The sequence below is a fragment of the Streptomyces sp. TE5632 genome (assembly GCF_054061295.1).
In genome coordinates this window covers 1-15,252 of record NZ_JBSSEA010000003.1, presented here as the reverse complement: position 1 = coordinate 15,252, position 15,252 = coordinate 1, and the positions used below count along the sequence as shown (strand labels likewise).

Genomic DNA, 15,252 nt, shown 5'->3' with positions numbered 1-15,252 from the left:
CTGCCGGGCCTGTGGTCTTGTTGGGGGAGTGGGGGCCGTTCCCCGCGGTGGTGCAGCATGAGAGGTGTGCGCCCGTCCGAAGCGCGCACGGGAGTCGGGCAACCGGGAAGAACCGGGAAGAGCCGAAAAGAACCGAAAAGAACCGGAAAGAGACGGAGAGGCATGGACAAGCCGAAGGTCGTTCTGGGCGTCACCGGCGGCATCGCCGCGTACAAGGCCTGTGAGCTGCTCAGGCGGCTGACGGAGTCGAGGCACGACGTGCGTGTCGTGCCCACCGCCTCCGCTCTGCACTTCGTCGGCGCCGCCACCTGGTCCGCCCTCTCCGGGAACCCGGTCACGACCGAGGTCTGGGACGACGTCCACGAGGTGCCGCACGTCCGCATCGGGCAGCACGCCGACCTGGTGGTCGTCGCCCCGGCCACCGCGGACATCCTGGCGAAGGCGGCGCACGGCCTGGCCGACGACCTCCTCACCAACACCCTGCTCACCGCCCGCTGCCCGGTGGTCTTCGCCCCCGCCATGCACACCGAGATGTGGGAGCACCCGGCCACCCGGGAGAACGTGGCGACTCTGCGCCGCCGCGGTGCCGTCGTCATCGAACCGGCGGTCGGCCGACTCACCGGCGTGGACACCGGCAAGGGTCGGCTGCCCGACCCCGGCGAGATATTCGAGGTCTGCCGCCGGGTGCTGGACCGGGGAGCGGCCGAGCCCGACCTCGAGGGACGGCACGTCGTGGTCAGCGCCGGCGGCACCCGCGAGCCCCTCGACCCGGTCCGCTTCCTCGGCAACCGCTCCTCCGGCAAGCAGGGCTACGCCCTCGCCCGTACCGCCGCCGCGCGGGGCGCACGCGTCACGCTGATCGCCGCCAACGCGTCCCTGCCCGACCCCGCGGGGGTCGACGTCGTCCCCGTCGGGACCGCCGTGGAACTGCGTGCGGAAGTACTGCGCGCCGCCGCCGACGCCGACGCGGTGGTCATGGCCGCCGCCGTCGCCGACTTCCGGCCCGCGGCCTACGCGACCGGCAAGATCAAGAAGAAGGACGGCCAGGAACCCGAGCCCGTCACCCTGGTGCGCAACCCGGACATCCTCGCCGAGATCTCCGCCGACCGGGCCCGCCCCGGACAGGTGATCGTGGGCTTCGCCGCGGAGACGGACGACGTACTCGCCAACGGCCGCGCCAAGCTGAAGCGCAAGGGCTGCGATCTGCTCGTGGTCAATGAGGTCGGTGAGCGCAAGACGTTCGGCTCGGAGGAGAACGAGGCGGTGGTGCTGGGGGCCGACGGCAGCGAGACGCCCGTAGCCCACGGCCCCAAGGAAGCCCTGGCCGACACGGTCTGGGACCTGGTCGCCGAACGCCTGGGCTGAACGGAAACATCCGGTGTACGGGCCGGAAATGCCGCCCGCCGGGGTGTGGCGCCTCTGGCCAACCCGCCTCGGCATGGGCAGAATGCCCGTGCCGCAGGTCATGGCGCTCCCGAGAGGCGAGACAGGGGGCCCCGTGGCGAAGCGCGACAGATAAACTGTTCCACGGACGGCGTGAGGTGCAGCCCCCGCCGTCCGCCAATGATCAGCCAGCAGCCGCTGCAACCCCAGGGAGCGTTGTGTCCCGTCGTCTCTTCACCTCGGAGTCCGTGACCGAGGGTCACCCCGACAAGATCGCTGACCAGATCAGCGACACCATTCTTGACGCACTGCTCCGTGAGGACCCGACCTCGCGCGTCGCCGTCGAGACCCTGATCACCACCGGCCTGGTGCACGTGGCCGGAGAGGTCACGACCAAGGCCTACGCGCCGATCCCGCAGCTGGTGCGGGAGAAGATCCTGGAGATCGGCTACGACTCCTCGAAGAAGGGCTTCGACGGTGCCTCCTGCGGCGTGTCGGTGTCGATCGGGGCCCAGTCCCCGGACATCGCGCAGGGTGTCGACACCGCGTACGAGAGCCGGGTCGAGGGTGCCGCCGCAGGTGGGGAAACGGACGAGCTGGACCGGCAGGGCGCCGGAGACCAGGGTCTGATGTTCGGCTACGCGACGGACGAGACGCCGACGCTGATGCCGCTGCCGATCTTCCTCGCGCACCGCCTGTCCAAGCGCCTGTCCGATGTGCGCAAGAACGGCACGATCCCCTACCTGCGCCCGGACGGCAAGACCCAGGTCACCATCGAGTACGACGGCGACAAGGCGGTCCGCCTCGACACCGTGGTCGTCTCCTCCCAGCACGCCTCCGACATCGACCTCGAGTCGCTGCTCGCCCCGGACATCCGCGAGTTCGTCGTGGAGCCGGAGCTGAAGGCGCTGCTGGACGAGGGCATCAAGCTGGACACCGAGAATTACCGTCTGCTGGTCAACCCCACCGGCCGCTTCGAGATCGGCGGACCGATGGGCGACGCGGGCCTCACCGGCCGCAAGATCATCATCGACACCTATGGCGGTATGGCCCGGCACGGCGGCGGCGCCTTCTCCGGCAAGGACCCCTCCAAGGTGGACCGCTCGGCGGCGTACGCGATGCGCTGGGTCGCCAAGAACGTGGTCGCGGCCGGCCTGGCCGCCCGCTGCGAGGTCCAGGTGGCGTACGCCATCGGCAAGGCCGAGCCGGTCGGTCTGTTCGTGGAGACCTTCGGCACCGCCAAGGTCGACACCGAGCTGATCGAGCGGGCGATCGATGAGGTGTTCGACCTCCGTCCGGCCGCCATCATCCGCGACCTGGACCTGCTCCGCCCGATCTACTCGCAGACCGCCGCCTACGGTCACTTCGGCCGGGAACTGCCCGACTTCACCTGGGAGCGCACCGACCGCGTGGACGCGCTGCGCAAGGCGGCGGGTCTGTAGACCGCACGCCCGCACCCATGGCACGTCCGCCGAGGCCCGGCGTCCCTTCGGGGCGCCGGGCCTCGGCGCGTTCCTGAGGGCGGGAACGCCGCCGGTTGTCAGTCACGTTTGGTAAGAATGCAAGCGTGAGCAGCGAGAACGGGCAGGTGGACGGTGGTGCGCGGGGCGCCCCGCCGGAGCAGCTCGCGCTCATCCGCGAGACCGTGCGCAAGGCGGACACGCCCCGGGCCAAACCGCGGACCTGGCGGGGTGCCGCGCTGGCAAGGGAACTGCCGGTCGCGCGCGTCCTGGTCGACAAGGGCGTGCTGCACCTCGACCGGTACTTCGACTACGCGGTGCCCGAGGAACTCGACGCCGACGCGCAGCCGGGCGTGCGGGTGCGGGTGCGGTTCGGGGCCGGCCGGCACCGGGTGCGCGAGGGACGCCGCGAGGGCGGGGGGCTGATCGACGGGTTCCTCGTCGAGCGGCTCGCCGAGTCCGACTACTCCGGCCCGCTGGCCGCTCTCGCCCAGGTGGTGTCGCCCGAGCCGGTCCTGAGCGAGGAGCTGCTGGGGCTGGCCCGCGCGGTCGCCGACCGGTACGCGGGCAGCCTCGCCGACGTGCTTCAGCTCGCCGTGCCGCCGCGCAACGCCCGCGCCGAGCGGCGTCCCTCGCCCGACCCCGCGCCGCCGCCCCCGGCACCCGAGCCGGGCTCCTGGGCCCGGTACGAACAGGGGGAGGCCTTCCTCCGGTCGCTGGCCTCCGGCGGCGCTCCGCGCGCCGTGTGGAACGCGCTGCCCGGGCCGCTGTGGAGCGAGGAACTGGCCCGTGCCGTAGCGGCGACGCTGGCCTCGGGGCGCGGAGCGCTCGTCGTCCTGCCGGACGGACGGACCGTCGCCCGTGTCGACGCCGCGCTCACCGAGCTCCTCGGCAAGAGGCGACATGCCGTACTGACCGCCGACGCCGGACCCGAGAAGCGGTACGCGCAGTGGCTCGCCGTGCGGCGAGGGTCCGTGCGCGCCGTGATCGGCACCCGTGCGGCGATGTTCGCGCCCGTCCAGGATCTCGGGCTGATCGCGCTCTGGGACGACGGCGACACCAGCCACAGCGAGCAGCACGCCCCGCAGCCGCATGCGCGAGAAGTGCTGCTGCTGCGGGCGGCACAGGACAAGTGCGGCTTCCTGCTGGGGAGCTGGAGCTGCACGGTGGAGGCCGCCCAGCTGGTCGAGACCGGCTGGGCCGGACCGCTGGTCGCCGGAAGGGACCGGGTGCGGGCCGCCGCGCCGCTGGTGCGGACCGTCGGAGACGGGGACCTCGCGCGGGACGAGGCCGCCCGTGCCGCCCGGCTGCCGACGCTCGCCTGGCAGACCGTCAGGGAGGGGCTGCGGCACGGGCCGGTGCTCGTACAGGTGCCCCGGCGCGGCTACGTCCCCCGGATGGCGTGCGCCAACTGCCGTACCCCGGCGCGGTGCCGGCACTGCTCCGGGCCGCTGGAGGCGCACGGTGCCGACGATCTGCGGTGCGGGTGGTGCGGGCGCGAGGAGGCCGGCTGGCACTGCCCGGAGTGCGGCGGGTTCCGGCTGCGGGCCCAGGTGGTGGGGGCCCGCCGGACCGCCGAGGAGCTGGGGCGGGCCTTCCCCGCCGTGCCGGTGCGCACCTCAGGGCGCGAGCATGTGCTGGACACGGTGCCGGGCGCGCCCGCGCTGGTGGTGAGCACCCCCGGGGCCGAGCCGGTCGCGGAGGGCGGCTACGCGGCGGCGCTGCTGCTGGACGGCTGGGCGATGCTGGGCCGGCCCGACCTGCGGGCCGCAGAGGACGCGCTGCGCCGATGGGTGGGTGCGGCGGCGCTGGTGCGTCCGCAGACGGCCGGCGGCACGGTGGTGGTGATCGCCGAGCCGACGCTGCGTCCCGTGCAGGCGCTGGTGCGGTGGGACCCGGTGGGACACGCGGTGCGGGAGCTGAGCGAGCGGACCGAGCTGGGCTTTCCGCCGGTGTCGCGGATGGCGGCCGTGTCGGGACCGGGGGAGGCCGTGGCGGAGTTTCTCCGCGCGGCCGAACTGCCGGGGGAGGCGGAGGTACTGGGCCCCGTCCCGTTGCCCCCCACCCCCGCTGGCCGCCCCCGGCGACCAGGCGGTTCGCCGCCCGGGGACCACTGGGAGCGGGCGCTGATCCGGGTACCGCCGGGCAGGGGAGCGGCGCTCACCGGCGCGCTGAAGTCGGCCCAGGCGGCGCGTATGGCCCGCGGGGGCGACACGCCGGTATGGGTGCGGATCGACCCACCCGACATCGGCTGAACGGCGCCGTAGGACCGTCGGTCAGCCGTTGCGGGGGCCCGGGAAGGTCGGGGGAGCGGGGAACGCCGTGGGGCGGGGGTCGTTACGGAGGGACGAGCTGCTCGCTGTGGGCTGGGTCGGCATGGAACGGGCGGCCGGGACCGTCGGCACGGTGGAGACCCCGGCGCCCACGTTGACGGTGCGGGTCCCCGACGGCTCCGCGGTGCGCTCCGCCTCCACGGCCGGGGCGGTCCGGGCGGCCGCGGCACGGCGGGCGCCGTAGCGGCGGTGCACCGCCTGCTTGGTGACGCCGAGCGCGGAGCCCACCGCGTCCCACGAGAAACCCAGCGAACGGTCGAAGTCGACGGCCGCGGTGACCAGGGTCTCGACGCTGTCCCGCAGCTCCTGGGCGAGGCGGACCGTCGGAGCGGGGGCACGTCCGTAGACGACGAAGCCCGTGGAGGGGCCTGAGCGGCGCGGGCGGTAGACGTTGCCCAGCTGGGCGGTGAGCGTGCGCAGTGCGTCCACCTGCCGGCGGACCCGCTCGATGTCCCGCACCAGCAAGTGCAGGCTGGCGCGGGCCTGGGCGTCGTGGGTTGCGTGGTCGGCCATGAACAAGCCTCTCGAGCCGGCGTTGAAAGGAGCGGGCCGCGTCCGGGCCCGATGTGGTCAACTCTTTCTTGACCAACGCGGATTCGCTCCGTGAGTCACGGGGTGGGGGCGTGGCGGCATATGCGTGCGCCCCCGGGCGGGAGCGTGCGCCTCGGCTTCGTCCGACGCGTCGTCCCCCCATAGACTGGTGCGCTGCCCGCATCCGTCCCCGCCCGAGAGGCCCGAACCACTCCATGAAGCTCGTCTTCGCCGGTACCCCCGAGGTTGCCGTTCCCGCCCTGGAAGCTCTTCTCGCTTCGGAGCGGCACGAGGTGGCCGCCGTCGTCACCCGGCCCGACGCGCCGGCCGGGCGGGGCCGCAGGCTGGTGGCCTCCCCGGTCGCCGAGCGGGCGCGGGAGGCCGGGATCGAGGTGCTCAAGCCCGTGAAGCCCCGGGACCCGGAGTTCCTGGAGCGGCTGCGCGAGATCGCCCCCGACTGCTGCCCCGTCGTCGCCTACGGTGCCCTGCTGCCCCGGGCCGCCCTCGACATCCCGGAGCGGGGCTGGGTCAACCTGCACTTCTCGCTGCTGCCCGCCTGGCGCGGTGCGGCGCCCGTGCAGCACGCCGTCATGGCGGGGGACGAGATCACCGGTGCGTCCACCTTCCTCATCGAGGAAGGGCTCGACTCCGGGCCGGTCTACGGCACCGTCACCGAGGAGATCCGCCCCACCGACACCAGTGGCGACCTGCTGACCCGGCTAGCCTTCGCCGGTGCCGGGCTGCTCGCCGCGACCATGGACGGCATCGCGGACGGCACCCTGAAGGCCGTACCGCAGCCCGCCGACGGGGTCACCCTCGCCCCGAAGGTCTCCGTCGAGGACGCCCGCGTCGACTGGAACGCCCCGGCTCTGCGCGTCGGCCGGATCGTGCGCGGCTGCACTCCCGCACCCGGTGCCTGGACCACCTTCCGGGGCGAGCGGCTCAAGCTCGTCCAGGTCGTCCCCGCTCCCGACCGCACGGACCTCGCCCCGGGCCGGGTGTCCGCGGGCAAGAACAACGTGTACGTCGGCACCGGTTCGCACGCCGTGGAGCTGCTGTGGGTGCAGGCCCAGGGCAAGAAGCCGATGCGGGCGGCGGACTGGGCTCGCGGCGCGCGGATCGGCGGGGAGGAGACAGTCGGCGCCTGACGCCGCGGGACCCCGGCCCCCTTGACGACGTAGGCTGGACCGCGCACTTCATCCCACACCCGGAGCACCTTTTCGTGAGCGACCAGCCCCGTCGGCCCCGCAAACCCGGCAAGCCCTACCGTCGGCCCAAGAAGGACCCCGTCCGCATCCTCGCCTTCGAGGCCCTGCGGGCCGTGGACGAGCGGGACGCCTACGCCAACCTCGTCCTGCCGCCGCTGCTGCGCAGGGCCCGCGAGGGCGGTGACTTCGACGCCCGGGACGCGGCGCTCGCCACCGAGCTGGTGTACGGGACGCTGCGCCGGCAGGGCACGTACGACGCGGTCGTCGCGGCCTGCGTCGACCGGCCGCTGCGGGAGGTGGACCCGCCCGTGCTGGACGTGCTCAACCTGGGCGCGCACCAACTGCTCGGCACCCGGATCCCCACGCATGCCGCAGTCTCCGCCTCCGTCGAGCTCGCGCGCGTGGTGCTCGGCGACGGGCGGGCCAAGTTCGTCAACGCCGTGCTGCGCAAGGTCGCGCAGCACGATCTCGACGGCTGGCTGGAGCGGGTCGCGCCGCCCTACGACGAGGACCCCGAGGACCATCTCGCCGTCGTGCACTCGCACCCGCGCTGGATCGTCTCCGCGCTGTGGGACTCCCTCGGCGGTGGCCGTGCCGGCATAGAGGAGCTGCTGCGGGCGGACAACGAGCGGCCCGAGGTGACCCTGGTCGCCCGTCCCGGGCGCGCCACCCCCGAGGAACTGCTCGGCGAGGAGGCCGCGCTCCCGGGACGCTGGTCGCCGTACGCGGTGCGGTTGAGCGAGGGCGGCGAGCCGGGCGCGATCCCGGCCGTGGCGGACGGCCGGGCCGGAGTGCAGGACGAGGGCAGTCAGCTCGTCGCCCTCGCCGTCGCCAACGCTCCGCTGGACGGGCCGGACCGCAGGTGGCTGGACGGCTGCGCCGGTCCCGGTGGCAAGGCCGCGCTGCTCGCCGCGCTCGCCGCCGAGCGGGGCGCCGCCCTGCTGGCCTCCGAGAAGCAGCCGCACCGGGCCGGACTGGTCGCGAAGGCGCTGGCCGGGAACCCCGGGCCGTACCAGGTCGTCGCCGCCGACGGGACCCGGCCGCCGTGGCGGCCCGGCAGCTTCGACCGGGTGCTGGTGGATGTGCCGTGCACCGGGCTCGGTGCCCTGCGCCGCCGGCCCGAGGCGCGCTGGCGCCGCCGGCCGGACGACCTGGACGGCTTCGCCCCGCTGCAGCGGGAGCTGCTGCGCGGCGCCCTGGAAGCCGTACGGGTCGGCGGCGTCGTCGGCTACGCCACCTGCTCGCCGCACCTCGCCGAGACCAGGGCCGTGGTCGCCGACCTGCTCAAACAGTTCCCGGACACCGAGCTCCTCGACGCCCGGCCGCTGCTGCCCGGAGTCCCGGAGCTGGGCGAGGGCCCCGACGTACAGCTGTGGCCGCATCTGCACGGGACCGACGCCATGTATCTGGCGCTCATCCGCCGGACCGGCTGACCCGCCCCGAAGCGGCGGCCGGTCCGCACGCGACCGTATTGGTACCCGACCGATGCCGCCGACCCCCGAAGGGCATGGCAGGCTTGATGCATGGCCGCGCAGATCAACCCCAGTATTCTGTCCGCCGACTTCGCCCGCCTCGCGGACGAGGCGCGGGCGGTCGAGGGAGCCGACTGGCTCCACGTCGACGTCATGGACAACCACTTCGTCCCGAACCTCACGCTCGGTGTGCCGGTCGTGGAGTCGCTCGCCCGTGCGACGGACACTCCGCTGGACTGCCACCTGATGATCGAGGCCCCCGATCGCTGGGCGCCCCAGTACGTCGAGGCGGGGGCCGGTTCCGTCACCTTCCACGTCGAGGCGGCCGCCGCACCGGTGCGGCTGGCCCGCGAGATCCGGGCCAAGGGGGCGCGGGCCTCCATGGCGCTGAAGCCCGCGACCCCCATCGAGCCGTACGAGGACCTGCTCCCCGAGCTCGACATGCTGCTGATCATGACGGTCGAGCCGGGCTTCGGGGGGCAGGCCTTCCTCGACATCATGCTGCCGAAGATCCGCCGCACCCGTGAGCTGATCAGCAAGCACGGCCTGGAGCTCTGGCTGCAGGTCGACGGCGGGGTCTCGGCCTCCACCATCGAGCAGTGCGCCGACGCCGGCGCCGACGTCTTCGTCGCGGGATCCGCCGTGTACGGGGCGGCGGACCCGGCCGAGGCGGTGCGCGCACTGCGCCGACAGGCCGAGGCCGCCACGGGCAAGGCGTCCTGGGCGTGCGACCACTGAGCCACGAGAACATGAACGGCTTTCAGCAGGGCTGATCGACCGCGCCGGATCTGCGAGGATGAACGGCGAATCCAGAGTGTGAACAGCAGTGAGGAGAACGCCGTGTCGGGTATGTCGGCGGCGGGCCGTTCAGCCATGCGGATGGGACCCGCTGAGCTGGTACAGGCGGCGGCCATGGCCCGCCGCTTCTACCTCGAGGGCAAGTCCAAGATCCAGATCGCCGAGGAGTTCGGCGTCAGCCGCTTCAAGGTGGCCCGGGTCCTGGAGACCGCCCTCGAACGGGATCTCGTACGCATCGAGATCCGTGTGCCCGCCGAGCTGGACGCGGAGCGCTCCGACGCGCTGCGCGCCCGCTACGGTCTGCGGCACGCCGTCGTGGTGGAGTCCCCGGCCGATGCCGAGGAGACACCCGACCCCGAGAACCTGGGAGAGGTGGCCGCCGACCTGCTCGGCGAACTGGTCGACGAAGGTGATGTGCTGGGTCTGGCCTGGGGCCGGTCCACCATCCACATGGCGGCGGCCCTGGACCGGCTGCCGCCCTGCACGGTCGTGCAGCTGACGGGTGTGTACGACGCCGGGACCGCCGAGCGCGGCTCGGTGGAGGCCGTACGGCGGGCCGCGCAGGTGTCGGGCGGCGACGCCCACCCCATCTACGCGCCGATGCTGCTGCCGGACGCGGCCACCGCTCAGGCGCTGCGCCACCAGACGGGCATCGCGCGGGCCTTCGAGTACTTCGACAAGGTCACGGTCGCCTGTGTCTCCATCGGATCGTGGGAGCCGGGCATCTCGACGGTGCACGACATGCTCTCGGACGAGGAGCGCGCGCACTACGCCTCGCTCGGTGTCGCCGCCGAGATGTCCGCCCATCTCTTCGACTCCGACGGACGCCGGGTCGGCCGTGACCTGGGCGAGCGGTGCATCACGGTCAAGGCCGACCAGCTCCGCCGGGTCCCCGAGGTCGTCGCGATCGCCGGCGGGCAGCGCAAGGGCCCCGCCATCGACGCGGTGCTGCGCTCCGGGCTCGTCACCAGCCTGGTGACGGACACCTCGGCCGCGGACTACCTGATGGCGGCGGGACCGGCGCCCAGGTCCGCCCTCAACCGCTCGGACCCCGACGGCCCCTGACCGACCCCGACGACGCGTGGGCCCGGGGCGGGCGTGGCGGCGGCATCGGGCGCACGGTGCCGCGGCTCGTCCCCGCCTTCTCGCCTGCCTGCTCGGGGTTCTGCGCGCCCCGCCGCTCACCGTGGCCCGGACGCTCGGAGATTCCTCCCAGTGCCCGGCGGCCCGGCCTGGACGATCAGACCGGAGAAGGCGTTCTGGCCGTCATGGGACAATGAAGTACGTGCTCTTCCCCCTGGCTGACCTGTCCGGGGGCCACCTCTGAACTACCGGGATGTGCAGCACGTGCGTTTCCTCAACGACATCGAGCCCCCGTACGACCTGACGTACGACGACGTCTTCATGGTGCCGAACCGGTCCGCCATCGGTTCCCGGCAGAGCGTGGACCTCAGCTCCCCGGACGGTACGGGCACCACCATCCCGCTCGTCGTCGCCAACATGACGGCCATCGCCGGCCGCCGCATGGCCGAGACGGTGGCCCGCCGGGGCGGTCTCGTGGTCATCCCGCAGGACATCCCGATCGAGGTCGTCACCGAGGTCGTCTCCTGGGTCAAGAGCCGCCACCTGGTCCTCGACACCCCCATCGTGCTCGCCCCGCACCAGACCGTCGCCGACGCGCTCGCCCTGCTGCCCAAGCGCGCGCACAACGCGGGCGTCGTCGTGGACGACGAGCACCGGCCGGTCGGCGTGGTCACCGACACCGACCTGTCCGGCGTGGACCGGTTCACGCAGCTCACCGAGGTCATGTCCCGCGACCTGCTGCTCGTCGACGCGGGCATGGACCCGCGCGAGGCCTTCAACACCCTGGACGGTGCCAACCGGCGCTACGCCCCCGCCGTCGACGAGGACGGCCGCCTCGTCGGCATCCTCACCCGCAAGGGCGCCCTGCGGGCCACCCTGTACACGCCGGCCACCGACGCGCAGGGCAGGCTGCGGATCGCCGCGGCCGTCGGCATCAACGGCGATGTCGCGGGCAAGGCCCGGCAGGTGCTGGAGGCGGGCGTCGACACGCTCGTCATCGACACGGCGCACGGGCACCAGGAGTCGATGATCAGCGCGCTGAAGCTGGTGCGCGACCTCGATCCGCAGGTCCCGGTCGCCGCGGGCAACGTCGTCGCCGCCGCGGGGGTGCGCGATCTGATCGAGGCCGGCGCGGACATCGTCAAGGTCGGTGTCGGCCCCGGCGCCATGTGCACCACCCGCATGATGACCGGCGTCGGCCGGCCGCAGTTCTCCGCGGTGCTGGAATGCGCGGCGGAGGCGAGGAAGTACGGCAAGCACGTGTGGGCCGACGGCGGTGTCCGCCATCCGCGCGACGTCGCGATGGCGCTCGCGGCCGGCGCGTCCAACGTGATGGTCGGCTCCTGGTTCGCCGGGACCTACGAGTCCCCCGGCGACCTCCAGCACGACGCGGACGGCCGCCCCTACAAGGAGTCCTTCGGTATGGCCTCCGCACGCGCCGTGCGCAACCGCACCTCGGAGGAGTCGGCCTACGACCGGGCCCGCAAGTCGCTGTTCGAGGAGGGCATCTCCACCTCCCGCATGTTCCTCGACCCGGCCCGGCCCGGCGTGGAGGACCTGATCGACTCGGTCATCGCAGGCGTCCGCTCCTCCTGCACGTACGCGGGCGCCGGCTCCCTGGAGGAGTTCGCCGAGAAGGCCGTCGTCGGCGTCCAGAGCGCCGCCGGCTACGCGGAGGGCAAGCCGCTGCACGCCAGCTGGACCTGACCGCCCCGGCCCGGCCGATTCCGTACCGGCCCGGCCCGCCGATCCCGTTGTGGACCTCCCAGAAGTGAAGTGAACCGCCCGCAGTGCTGAACGATCTCGACGAACGCATCGTGCACGCCCTCGCCGAGGACGCCCGCCGCTCCTACGCGGACATCGGCCAGCTCGTCGGCCTGTCCGCGCCCGCGGTGAAGCGGCGCGTGGACCGGCTGCGCGCCACCGGTGCCATCACCGGTTTCACGGTACGGGTGGACCCCGCCGCCCTCGGCTGGGAGACCGAGGGGTTCGTCGAGATCTACTGCCGCGGCAACACCTCCCCGGAGACCATCCAGCGGGGCCTGGAGCGCTACCAGGAGGTCGTCTCCGCCTCCACCGTCACCGGGGAGGCGGACGCGGTCGCCCAGGTCTTCGCCGCCGACATGCGGCACTTCGAACGGGTCCTGGAACGGATCGCGGGGGAGCCGTTCGTCGAGCGGACCAAGTCCGTGCTGGTGCTGTCACCGCTGCTGCGGCGCTTCTCGTCGGGGTCGCCCACCTAGGCAAGAACCCCGGCTGCGGCTTCGAGGCGAACGCCGACCGGAACGCGGCCCGGAACATCCCGTACCTGCACCGGATCGGCCAGGTGGCGATCCCGGCCGCCCTGGCAACGGCTCAGGCGCAGTGGAGACGTGCTGCTGCCCCCTCAGCCCTCCACCCCGGAGCCGTGACCGTCCGGGCGGACACGTCGGCCGGACACGTCGGCCGGATACGGAAACGACGGACCGCATCCGGCTCGGGCCTCTACCATCGGTGTCATGACCTGGCGACATTGATTCACCCGTCGTGCCTCCCGTGGGCCGCCCCGGGCGCCGTACGTCCTCCACGTCCGGTGTCCGAACCGCCCTTACGGGAAGGCCTCATGACTCTCACGACCACGCGTGCGCCCGACCCCCGCGTCCGACGGCTGACGACCACGCTGTACGGCTACGCGTTCCTCGAAGACTTCGTGCTGCTCTACCCGGTGTACGCGCTGCTGTTCAGCGACACCGGTCTCACGGTCTGGCAGATCTCCTCCCTGTTCGCCCTCTGGTCGGTCACCGGCGTCCTGCTGGAGGTCCCCTCCGGTGTCTGGGCGGACGCCGTGTCCCGGCGCCTGCTGTTGTGGCTCGGCCCGTTGCTCACCGCCGCCGGCTTCGCCCTGTGGGTGCTGCTTCCCTCCTACGGTGCCTTCGCGGCCGGCTTCGTGCTGTGGGGCGCCGGCGGAGCGCTCGCGTCCGGTGCGCTGGAGGCGCTGGTCTACGACGAACTGGAGCGGCTCGACGAGGCCGACCGCTACGCCCGCGTCATGGGCCGCGCCCGCGCGGCGGGCCTGGTCGCCGTGATGGCGGCCATGGGGCTCGCCGGTCCGGTGCTGGCCTGGGGCGGCCACACCGCCGTCGGCGCCGCCAGCGTCCTGGGGTGCGTGCTGACCGCGGCCACGGCCCTCCGGTTCCCGGAGCACCGCCGCCCGGCGACCGGGCACGAGGGATGGACCGCGACCCTGCGCGCCGGGCTCGCCGAGGCCCGGGCCGACCGGTCGGTGCGCGGCGCGCTGCTGCTCGTACCGGCCGTGGGCGCCGTCTGGGGCGCCCTCGACGAGTACACGCCGCTGCTGGTGCGGGACACCGGCGCAGCGGACGAGACGGTTCCCTGGCTGCTCCTGCTGATCTGGGCCGGTGCCACCGCCGGAAGCCTGCTGGCCGGGGAGGGCGAACGCCTCGGTACGACCGGACTCGCGAGCCTGCTCGCGGGCTCCGGGCTGGTCCTGGCCGTCGGCTCCGCCGCGGGCACGACGGCCGGGCTCGTGCTCGTCGCCCTCGCCTTCGGCGGCTTCCAGGCGGCTACCGTACTGGCCGACGCGCGGCTCCAACGGCGGATCGCGGACACCGGGCGGGCCACCCTGACCTCGGTCGCGGGACTGGGCACCGAGCTGGCCACGGTCGCGGTGTTCGGCGGCTACGCGGTGATCGCCTCACGCGGCGGACACAGCACGGCCTTCGCCGTGTTCGCGCTGCCGTATCTGGTGACAGCGTTGTTCCTGATGCTCATGAGGCCATTGCGCTCGCCGCGCGGCATTCCGTAGGGCGCGTCTCGCTGCCGGCCGGCAACACCGGTCGGCAGCCACTTCGCCCGCCCAGTCACCCGGGCGTCCTGGGGAGGGAGCCATGCACCGGCTCAGCGGCCGTCCCACCACGGTCCGCGCCCGCGTCGCCGCGCCCGCGTTGCCGCGCCCGCGTTGCCGCGCCCGCGTTGCCGCGCCCGCGTTGCCGCGCCCGCGTTGCCGCGCCCGCGTTGCCGCGCCCGCGTTGCCGCGCCCGCGTTGCCGCGCCCGCGTTGCCGCGCCCGCGTTGCCGCGCCCGCGTTGCCGCGCCCGCGTTGCCGCGCCCGCGTTGCCGCGCCCGCGTTGCCGCGCCCGCGTTGCCGCGCCCGCGTTGCCGCGCCCGCGTTGCCGCGCCCGCGTTGCCGCGCCCGCGTTGCCGCGCCCGCGTTCGCTCCGGCGCCCGCCCTGCCCACGCGGCGGCCCTCGGCATCGCGTCCGCCCCCGACACGGGCGCCGAACCGGGGGCGTGCAACGAATCGCCGCCGACCCCACGGCGGACGCAACAGTTCGCTCATGGGCGCGCAACGGCTCCTTCTTGTCCGGTCGAGCCGACCGGACGTAGCGTCTGTGAGACCCCCGAAACCCCCGCGTACCGATGAGGAAAACGCATGCGCACAGCCCTGCTCCAGAGCTCCGGCCGGCCCGGATCCGTCGCCGAGAACCTCAAGGCAATTTGTCCTCGACGAGGCCGCGGGCCGCGCCGCCGCGGCCGGCGCCGGGCTGCTCGTGACCTCGGAGCTGTTCCTGACGGGGTACGCCATCGGCGACGACGTCACGGTGCTCGCCGAGCCCGCCGACGGCGACGCGGCCGACGCGATCGCACGGACGGCCACCCGGCACGGACTCGCCATCGCCTACAGCTACCCGGAACGCACCGACGACACGGTCCACAACTCCGTCCAGCTCGTCTCCGCAGACGGCACCCGCCTCGCGAACTACCGCAAGACCCACCTCTTCGGCAGCTTCGAGCACGAGCACTTCACCCCGGGCGACCAGCCGGTCGTCCAGGCCGAGCTCAACGGCCTCACCGTCGGCCTGCTGATCTGCTACGACGTCGAGTTCCCGGAGAACGCGCGCGCCCACGCCCTGGCGGGCACCGACCTCCTCCTGGTGCCCACGGCCCTGATGCACCCGTTCCAGTTCGTCGCCGAATCCGTCGTG

11 protein-coding genes and 1 pseudogene are annotated in these 15,252 nt (G+C 73.5%); 11 read left to right on the top strand and 1 reads right to left on the bottom strand.

Annotated features, from left to right (window positions below):
* Nucleotides 1–162: 162 nt before the first annotated feature.
* From coaBC to ACVW19_RS05065, 3 genes are all read left to right on the top strand, one after another.
* Nucleotides 163–1,365 carry a bifunctional phosphopantothenoylcysteine decarboxylase/phosphopantothenate--cysteine ligase CoaBC gene (gene coaBC, locus ACVW19_RS05075; RefSeq protein WP_457457007.1) on the top strand — a complete coding sequence of 401 codons (1,203 nt, stop codon included), beginning with the start codon at nucleotides 163–165 and terminating at the stop codon, nucleotides 1,363–1,365.
* A gap of 236 nt (nucleotides 1,366–1,601) precedes the next feature.
* Nucleotides 1,602–2,825, top strand: a complete 1,224-nt coding sequence (gene metK, locus ACVW19_RS05070; RefSeq protein ID WP_457457006.1) for a methionine adenosyltransferase — start codon at nucleotides 1,602–1,604, stop codon at nucleotides 2,823–2,825.
* 125 nt (nucleotides 2,826–2,950) lie between these two features.
* On the top strand, nucleotides 2,951–5,098 hold the full coding sequence (locus ACVW19_RS05065) for a primosomal protein N' (RefSeq protein WP_457457004.1): 2,148 nt from the start codon (nucleotides 2,951–2,953) through the stop codon (nucleotides 5,096–5,098).
* Between the two features lie 21 nt (nucleotides 5,099–5,119).
* On the opposite strand, the gene ACVW19_RS05060 is transcribed toward ACVW19_RS05065, so the two are convergent.
* A complete protein-coding gene (locus ACVW19_RS05060; RefSeq protein ID WP_457457002.1) occupies nucleotides 5,120–5,689 on the bottom strand; it encodes a hypothetical protein in 570 nt (189 codons plus the stop codon).
* Between the two features lie 233 nt (nucleotides 5,690–5,922).
* On the opposite strand from ACVW19_RS05060, the gene fmt reads away from it, so the two are divergent.
* The 8 genes and pseudogenes from fmt to ACVW19_RS05020 form a co-directional block, all read left to right on the top strand.
* Nucleotides 5,923–6,855 carry a methionyl-tRNA formyltransferase gene (gene fmt, locus ACVW19_RS05055; protein WP_457457001.1) on the top strand — a complete coding sequence of 311 codons (933 nt, stop codon included), beginning with the start codon at nucleotides 5,923–5,925 and terminating at the stop codon, nucleotides 6,853–6,855.
* 74 nt (nucleotides 6,856–6,929) lie between these two features.
* Nucleotides 6,930–8,348 carry an RsmB/NOP family class I SAM-dependent RNA methyltransferase gene (locus ACVW19_RS05050; protein ID WP_457456999.1) on the top strand — a complete coding sequence of 473 codons (1,419 nt, stop codon included), beginning with the start codon at nucleotides 6,930–6,932 and terminating at the stop codon, nucleotides 8,346–8,348.
* Nucleotides 8,349–8,438: 90 nt separating this feature from the next.
* Nucleotides 8,439–9,125 (top strand): ribulose-phosphate 3-epimerase, encoded by a 687-nt coding sequence (gene rpe, locus ACVW19_RS05045; RefSeq protein WP_361457917.1) that lies wholly within the window; start codon nucleotides 8,439–8,441, stop codon nucleotides 9,123–9,125.
* A gap of 78 nt (nucleotides 9,126–9,203) precedes the next feature.
* The gene (locus tag ACVW19_RS05040) at nucleotides 9,204–10,250 is read left to right on the top strand and encodes a sugar-binding transcriptional regulator (protein WP_457456996.1); all 1,047 of its coding nucleotides are present in this window, start codon (nucleotides 9,204–9,206) and stop codon (nucleotides 10,248–10,250) included.
* A gap of 282 nt (nucleotides 10,251–10,532) precedes the next feature.
* Nucleotides 10,533–11,975: a GuaB1 family IMP dehydrogenase-related protein gene (locus ACVW19_RS05035; protein WP_457464446.1), complete on the top strand. Its 1,443-nt coding sequence runs from the start codon at nucleotides 10,533–10,535 to the stop codon at nucleotides 11,973–11,975.
* 83 nt (nucleotides 11,976–12,058) lie between these two features.
* Complete coding sequence (locus ACVW19_RS05030) at nucleotides 12,059–12,511, top strand: Lrp/AsnC family transcriptional regulator (RefSeq protein WP_109379437.1); 453 nt, start codon at nucleotides 12,059–12,061, stop codon at nucleotides 12,509–12,511.
* Nucleotides 12,512–12,870: 359 nt separating this feature from the next.
* Complete coding sequence (locus ACVW19_RS05025; RefSeq protein ID WP_457456994.1) at nucleotides 12,871–14,073, top strand: MFS transporter; 1,203 nt, start codon at nucleotides 12,871–12,873, stop codon at nucleotides 14,071–14,073.
* A 626-nt stretch (nucleotides 14,074–14,699) separates the two neighbouring features.
* Nucleotides 14,700–15,252: pseudogene (locus ACVW19_RS05020) on the top strand (nitrilase-related carbon-nitrogen hydrolase); the annotation flags it as partial.

Excerpts from the sequence above, each read along its gene's own strand:
- coaBC (WP_457457007.1), top strand. The coding sequence starts at position 163 with ATGGACAAGCCGAAGGTCGTTCTGGGCGTCACCGGCGGCATCGCCGCG.
- rpe (WP_361457917.1), top strand. The coding sequence starts at position 8,439 with ATGGCCGCGCAGATCAACCCCAGTATTCTGTCCGCCGACTTCGCCCGC.
- fmt (WP_457457001.1), top strand. The coding sequence starts at position 5,923 with ATGAAGCTCGTCTTCGCCGGTACCCCCGAGGTTGCCGTTCCCGCCCTG.
- ACVW19_RS05025 (WP_457456994.1), top strand. The coding sequence starts at position 12,871 with ATGACTCTCACGACCACGCGTGCGCCCGACCCCCGCGTCCGACGGCTG.
- ACVW19_RS05060 (WP_457457002.1), bottom strand. The coding sequence starts at position 5,689 with ATGGCCGACCACGCAACCCACGACGCCCAGGCCCGCGCCAGCCTGCAC.